6 protein-coding genes are annotated in these 6,829 nt (G+C 57.8%); 3 read left to right on the top strand and 3 right to left on the bottom strand.

Features of this window, described 5'->3' with window-relative positions:
• Window positions 1–121: 121 nt before the first annotated feature.
• Window positions 122–2,740 carry an ATP-dependent chaperone ClpB gene (clpB, locus tag ACR0AA_RS18755; RefSeq protein ID WP_480666280.1) on the top strand — a complete coding sequence of 873 codons (2,619 nt, stop codon included), beginning with the start codon at window positions 122–124 and terminating at the stop codon, window positions 2,738–2,740.
• Window positions 2,741–2,861: 121 nt separating this feature from the next.
• On the opposite strand, the gene ACR0AA_RS18760 is transcribed toward clpB, so the two are convergent.
• From ACR0AA_RS18760 to ACR0AA_RS18770, 3 genes are all read right to left on the bottom strand, one after another.
• Window positions 2,862–3,257: a GFA family protein gene (locus tag ACR0AA_RS18760; RefSeq protein WP_480756701.1), complete on the bottom strand. Its 396-nt coding sequence runs from the start codon at window positions 3,255–3,257 to the stop codon at window positions 2,862–2,864.
• Between the two features lie 70 nt (window positions 3,258–3,327).
• Window positions 3,328–4,143, bottom strand: coding sequence for a cyclase family protein (locus ACR0AA_RS18765; protein ID WP_480666279.1), 816 nt, complete (start codon window positions 4,141–4,143; stop codon window positions 3,328–3,330).
• Window positions 4,144–4,478: 335 nt separating this feature from the next.
• Complete coding sequence (locus ACR0AA_RS18770; protein ID WP_480666278.1) at window positions 4,479–4,670, bottom strand: hypothetical protein; 192 nt, start codon at window positions 4,668–4,670, stop codon at window positions 4,479–4,481.
• Window positions 4,671–5,044: 374 nt separating this feature from the next.
• Between ACR0AA_RS18770 and msrP the strand changes: the two genes are divergently transcribed.
• Window positions 5,045–5,947: a protein-methionine-sulfoxide reductase catalytic subunit MsrP gene (gene msrP / locus ACR0AA_RS18775; RefSeq protein ID WP_480756704.1), complete on the top strand. Its 903-nt coding sequence runs from the start codon at window positions 5,045–5,047 to the stop codon at window positions 5,945–5,947.
• Window positions 5,948–5,951: 4 nt separating this feature from the next.
• Complete coding sequence (msrQ, locus tag ACR0AA_RS18780; RefSeq protein ID WP_480666276.1) at window positions 5,952–6,566, top strand: protein-methionine-sulfoxide reductase heme-binding subunit MsrQ; 615 nt, start codon at window positions 5,952–5,954, stop codon at window positions 6,564–6,566.
• Window positions 6,567–6,829 lie beyond the last annotated feature (263 nt).

The raw sequence follows: 6,829 nt of genomic DNA on the forward strand, positions 1-6,829 counted from the left end.
TTCTGCGGTTTAGCCTCTTGAACGGACAAAGATATTTCCCAAATGGAATGTGAGGCCCAAACTGACGCGTGCTGCCAAGCGGGCGCATCACATTCAGGGCGCTTAGAAAAAGGAGATTGCTATGGACTTAAACAAGTTCACCGAGCGGGCACGGGGTTTCGTGCAGGCGGCGCAGACGATTGCGCTGCGCGAGGGGCACCAGCGACTGTTGCCCGAACATATTTTGAAAGCATTGATGGATGATGATCAGGGGCTGGCCAGCAACCTGATTACCCGCGCTGGCGGCGCGCCGGTGCGCGTGGTCGAAGCTCTTGATGCCGCATTGTCCAAAATCCCAAAGGTGAGCGGCGACGCGAGCCAGATCTACATGGATGGCCAGACCGCAAAAGTCTTGGATGAGGCCGCAAAGATTGCCACCAAAGCGGGTGACAGCTTTGTGCCGGTCGAACGCGTTCTGATGGCATTGTGCATGGTGAAATCCAAAGCCAAGGACGCTTTGGATGCAGGAGCCGTGTCCGCCCAGAAGCTGAACGAAGCGATCAACGATATCCGCAAGGGTCGCACGGCTGACTCGGCGTCGGCCGAAGAAGGCTATGATGCGCTCAAGAAATACGCGCGTGATCTGACCGAGGCCGCGGCTGAGGGCAAGATTGATCCAATCATTGGGCGGGATGAGGAGATCCGCCGGTCGATGCAGGTTCTGTCACGCCGCACCAAGAACAACCCGGTTCTGATCGGGGAACCCGGCGTCGGTAAAACCGCGATTGCCGAGGGCATGGCCCTGCGCATCGTCAACGGCGACGTGCCGGAATCGCTGAAGGATAAAAAGCTGCTCGCGCTCGATATGGGCGCGCTGATTGCGGGCGCAAAATATCGCGGTGAGTTCGAAGAACGCCTCAAGGCGGTTCTGACCGAAGTGACCGAGGCCGCCGGAGAGATTATCCTGTTCATCGACGAGATGCATACTCTGGTCGGCGCCGGTAAATCCGACGGCGCGATGGATGCCGCAAACCTGATCAAGCCTGCGCTTGCCCGGGGTGAGTTGCATTGTATTGGTGCGACCACGCTGGATGAGTATCGTAAATACGTCGAAAAAGACGCGGCCCTTGCGCGCCGGTTCCAGCCTGTGATGGTCACGGAACCCACCGTCGAGGACACGATCAGCATCCTGCGCGGCATCAAGGAGAAATACGAGCTGCACCACGGTGTACGCATCTCGGACTCGGCGTTGGTCTCGGCGGCGACCTTGTCGCATCGCTACATCACCGACCGGTTCCTGCCTGACAAAGCCATCGACCTTGTCGATGAAGCGGCATCGCGCCTGCGGATGGAAGTGGATTCCAAGCCCGAGGAACTCGATCAGCTGGATCGTCAGATCCTGCAAATGCAGATCGAGGAAGAGGCGCTGAAGCTGGAAGACGACGCGGCCTCGAAGGATCGTCTGGAAACCTTGCAAAAGGATCTGGCCGATCTGCAGGAGCAATCCGCCGAGATGACCGCCCAATGGCAGGCCGAACGTGACAAGCTTGCGGGCGCACGGGATCTGAAAGAACAGCTCGACAAAGCACGTGCTGATCTGGAGATCGCCAAGCGCGAAGGTAACCTCGCCAAGGCGGGTGAGCTGTCTTACGGCGTCATCCCCGAGCTTGAGAAAAAGCTGACCGAGGCCGAAAACGCCGAAAGCAACGCCATGATGGCCGAGGAAACGGTGCGTCCGGAACAGATCGCCAGTGTTGTCGAACGCTGGACGGGTATTCCGACCTCGAAAATGCTGGAAGGCGAGCGTGAGAAACTGCTGCGGATGGAAGACGATCTGCATTCCCGCGTGATTGGTCAGGATGCGGCGGTCACAGCCGTGGCCAACGCAGTGCGCCGTGCGCGTGCCGGTCTGAATGATGAGGGCCGCCCGCTGGGCTCGTTCTTGTTCCTCGGCCCGACCGGCGTGGGTAAGACAGAACTGACCAAGGCCGTGGCGAACTTCCTGTTCGACGACGACAACGCGATGGTGCGCATCGACATGTCCGAGTTCATGGAGAAACACGCGGTCGCCCGTCTGATCGGCGCCCCTCCGGGCTATGTCGGCTATGATGAAGGTGGCGTGCTGACCGAAGCTGTACGGCGCCGGCCCTATCAGGTCGTGCTGTTTGACGAGGTCGAAAAGGCGCATCCGGATGTGTTCAACGTGCTGTTGCAGGTTCTGGACGATGGTGTTCTGACCGATGGTCAGGGTCGCACCGTGGACTTCAAGCAGACGCTGATCATCCTGACGTCGAACCTTGGGTCTCAGGCGCTCAGCCAGTTGCCCGAAGGGGCCGACAGTGCGCAGGCCAAACGTGACGTGATGGATGCGGTCCGGGCGCATTTCCGGCCCGAATTCCTGAACCGTCTGGACGAAACGATCATCTTTGACCGACTCAAGCGGGCCGATATGGATGGCATCGTCGATATCCAGATGGCGCGTCTGCAAAAACGTCTGGCCGCCCGCAAGATCGAGCTGGCGCTGGACGATGGTGCCAGAGAATGGCTGGCTGATGAAGGCTATGATCCGGTCTTTGGTGCCCGTCCGCTCAAGCGCGTGATCCAACGTGCTTTGCAGAACCCGTTGGCCGAGGCTCTGCTCGCCGGTGAGATCAAGGATGGCGAGACCGTTCCAGTCACCGCCGGGGCCGAAGGTCTGATCATCGGTGACAGGCTGGGCACGTCAGATCGGCCCCGCCCGGATGATGCCGTGGTGCATTGATCCGCAATGCTAAAAAGAAAGGCCCGCCAATTTGGCGGGTCTTTTTTGCGTTGAGTTTCAGGTATCAGCTCTGCGTATTGCAGAGCGTCTGCTGCCCAACATCGGGTGGGCATGTCATAGCTCAGAACCAGACGTCCTCTATCGTTCTGCCATCGCCGGGAAGTGCCTTGAAGCTGTTGTGCCCCTCAAAGCGGCGAATTGGCACCTTATGTATCAGTGACAAGTCGGACACACGCAGATTGACAGCCGCTCGATAACGGCCACGCTGATCTGCTGATTTTGCAGCGAAGTACATTATACACCCGCAGATCGGGCAAAACTGGAAACAGATATCCCCACTGTCTTGGCGCAGATATGTGCTGGTCTGGCCGCTTGTTTCTATATCCCGTCCAACATACCCATAGGCCCAAAGTGCTCCATAACGCCTGCAGATCGTGCAATTGCAGGCGGTGGCCGACTCAGGCGCGGCATTCAATGTCCAGCCAGTTGTGCCGCAATGGCAAGTACCTGTCAGCATTTCCCACTCCGCCTGTTTTGGGAAAACCGGTCAGTCTGGCGGGTTTTCCCATGTCGCTGTCAATATGGCCCTAGACCATCGCAAAAATGCGCGCCGGTCCACCGGTGCCGCCCGCATGTTTCGGCGCGCCTATCACCAGCGTTGCGCCTGCGGCCGGAACACGATCCAGTCCGGCGATGTTTTCGATTCCAAACCGGCCTGTCGGCAGCCATGCGTAATGGGTGCCAAAATCGGTTGAGATACCGTGATCCAGAGACAAGGTGTCGGACGCAATGGATCGTGTGCCGGTTTCTTCGATCAACATCATGGCGGCTTCGGGGTGGAAACCTGGATAATGCTGCGCCTGTCCGTCAAACCCACGATAGTCGTCGGTGTCGACTTTGGCTGCCCAGCCGGAATACAAGGCCACGCAGGCGCCATCCGGAATGTCACCGTTTGCGGAAATCCACGCCTTCAGGTCATCCGGGGTTAACAAGGTGTCGGCGTCTTCGGCAGCCCGGGCGGCGATGTCGACCACGCAAAGCGGCGCAATAAGATCTGAGACCGGGATTTCGTCGACCGACGCACCATCCGCCGAAAAGTGCAAAGGTGCATCTATATGCGTGCCGGTGTGTTCGTTCACTGTAAGGCGTTGCAGGTTGAGGCCGTGTTCGGCGAAATTGAAGACCTGCTCGGACGCGTATCCCGGTTCGCCAAAGTAGGTCGGGAATTCGGCGCTGATCGTGTGGGTCATATCCTCGACCTTGCCTTGGCCCGCCGCAAGGGCGACCGGCGCGCTGACTCCGGTCGCGGCGACCGCAACGCCCGAGGCCGCAGCGGCTTTGAAAAACCCTCTTCTTGACAGCATACGGTCCTTGACCGCGTTCATCACACAGATGTCACACATTCGTCTTCTCCCTTCAGTCTATCCCGACAATCGGGTGAACAGCGGATCCGGAGGTCAGGTCGCGGATCCTGGACAGCAGCCTGCATGTTGAGCGAAGCATTTGTAAAGATTGGAGGCTCGGGTGTTTTTCGCAAATAGGCACAGTTCAATCAACTCAGCGTGACAATTCCCGGTGTGCCCTGCGACAGAGTTTGCGCGGGAAACTGATGCATCATCCGCTGGAAACGCGTCGATTCTCAAGTAACGGCCCCAGTCGAAGAAAGAGCCCACCGAAGGGCGGGCTCTTTAAACCATCAGCCAGGATGCGGCGTAGCTCTGGCTTTCGATCACACAGTTTACGTGCCGGATGGCAACGCGTTGAGGTCTTGCGGATTCGATTTGCCAAGCTGGGTCCCGTCACCAATTTCCTCGCAGGTCACGGGATAGGTCGAGTTCGCATCACAGCCAGAGATGGGATAAGTCTGTTTTTCACCGCATGCCGCGATGATCAGGGCCAGCGAAAGGCCCGCGACCAGTTTCAGTTTCATGTGGTGTCCTTTCCGATCAAGTTGCGTTGGGGTTTCGCGACGCCTTGGGCGTTACCAACTTTGGGCAGCCAGAAGGCGAGGCCGCTTGGGCGTAGAATACTCTGTCTTGCGCGCCGTTTCATTGACCAAAATCAACAACTTGGGTGACGCTGGGTCAATCTGGCGGAGTTTTGCGCGGGGATCTCAGCATCACTCGAGGTTGATGCCACTTATCGCAGTATCGCGTGCTCAGTAACGGAGTTCTGCGTCGGAGGCATTCACCATCGAATGGGAATCGTTACAGTCTCTTCTCCCAATCGTGACGCATGTTGCCTTGGTGCTGTGCTATCAGCGGATTAACTGAAGCTTCAGGCTAGCTTATCAAGGAGACATAGATGGCGCATCGCTGGATCAATACACTGACACATGCCGACGTCACCCCAAGGGCGGCGTTTTTGAACCGGCGGCAGGTGATGGCCGGATTGGCGGGTGTCGGACTGGCGGGATTGGCGCGTCCGGCCATGGCGCAGGAAGCTCTCGAACCAAATAGCTGGGAAGAAATCACCTCATATAACAACTTCTATGAGTTCGGCACGCGCAAGGACGATCCGGCGAAATATGCCCACACGCTGGTGACTGAACCCTGGAGCGTCAAGATCGACGGCCTGGTCGACAAACCCGGTGATTATGATTTCAAGGACATCATGTCCGAGATGACCGTCGAAGAGCGCATCTATCGGTTCCGCTGTGTCGAAGCCTGGTCGATGGTTATTCCGTGGAACGGGTTTGAACTGGCTGATCTGTTGAACATGGCCGGTGTGCAGGATGGGGCCAAATACGTGGCCTTTGAAACCGCCTATCGCCCGGATGAGATGCCGGGGGTGCAGTACCCGATCCTCGAATGGCCCTATCGGGAAGGTTTGCGTCTGGATGAGGCGATGCATCCGCTGACCATCATGGCCACCGGTATTTACGGACGACCGATTCCGAACCAGAACGGAGCCCCCCTGCGTCTGGTGGTGCCGTGGAAGTATGGCTTCAAGTCCATCAAGTCGATTGTCCGTATCACGCTGACGGATGTCGAACCGCCCACCAGCTGGAACATGTCGGCCCCGCGTGAATATGGCTTCTATAGTAATGTGAACCCGAACGTGGACCACCCGCGCTGGTCGCAGGCCTCGGAACGTCAGATTGGCGGTGGTCTGTTCGCAAAACGTATCCCGACGCTGATGTTCAACGGCTACGAAGAAGAGGTCGCTGGCCTCTATGAAGGTATGGATCTGTCGGAAAACCACTAAGACCATGCAGACGCTGAATCAGATACTGCGCCGCATCCCCGTTTGGTTGGTTTACCTGCTGGGCGCACTTCCGGCGCCCTGGCTGTTCTATCAGGGGCTGACCGGCGGGCTGGGCGTTGATCCGATTGAGGCACTGGAGCACCAGTATGGAGAACTGGCGCTGCAACTATTGATCGCCGTGTTGGCGATTTCACCACTGCGGCGGTTCCTCGGCCTGAACCTGCTAAAGTTCCGTCGGGCGCTGGGCGTCCTGACATTTGCCTATGTCAGCCTGCATCTTCTGGTTTGGCTGATTCTGGACGTGCAGGTGCCCAGCCAGATCTGGGCGGATATTCTCAAACGTCCTTATATCACGGTTGGCATGGCGGCGTTCATCCTGATGATCCCACTGGCGGTAACCTCAAATAACTTGTCTGTACGTAAACTGGGTTCTCGCTGGCGCAGCCTTCAGCGTCTGGTCTTTCCGGCGGCACTACTGGGCGGGTTGCATTATGTTATGCTCGCCAAGGGATTTCAGATCGAGCCGTTGGTCTATCTGTCCCTGATTGTTGGTCTGCTGCTGCTGCGGATTCCCTTTCCCAGCCTGCTGACACGGTTCCGTCCGGCCGATTCCGCCTGACTCGGCGCCGAGTCTGTGGGTAACTCGGTGCAAAACCCCGGATTCGGCGCAAGTTCCTCTTTCTTGTGCATTCTGCGGGCTGGGGAGACTTTTATAAGTAGCTGTTATTTTTAGTTAAATTGTGTTTTTTCGGTTTTTTTCAAGTTTGTCGAATTTTTCGGTTGCGGAGGTATGCGGTTATCCTTAGAACCCCCTTCACCGGCGCTGCTGAGGCGCTGGGGGCGCACCGGGGAGACGGTGGGACGGGCCGGAGAGACGGTTGA

The sequence above is a fragment of the Ruegeria sp. CE8 genome (assembly GCF_056537465.1).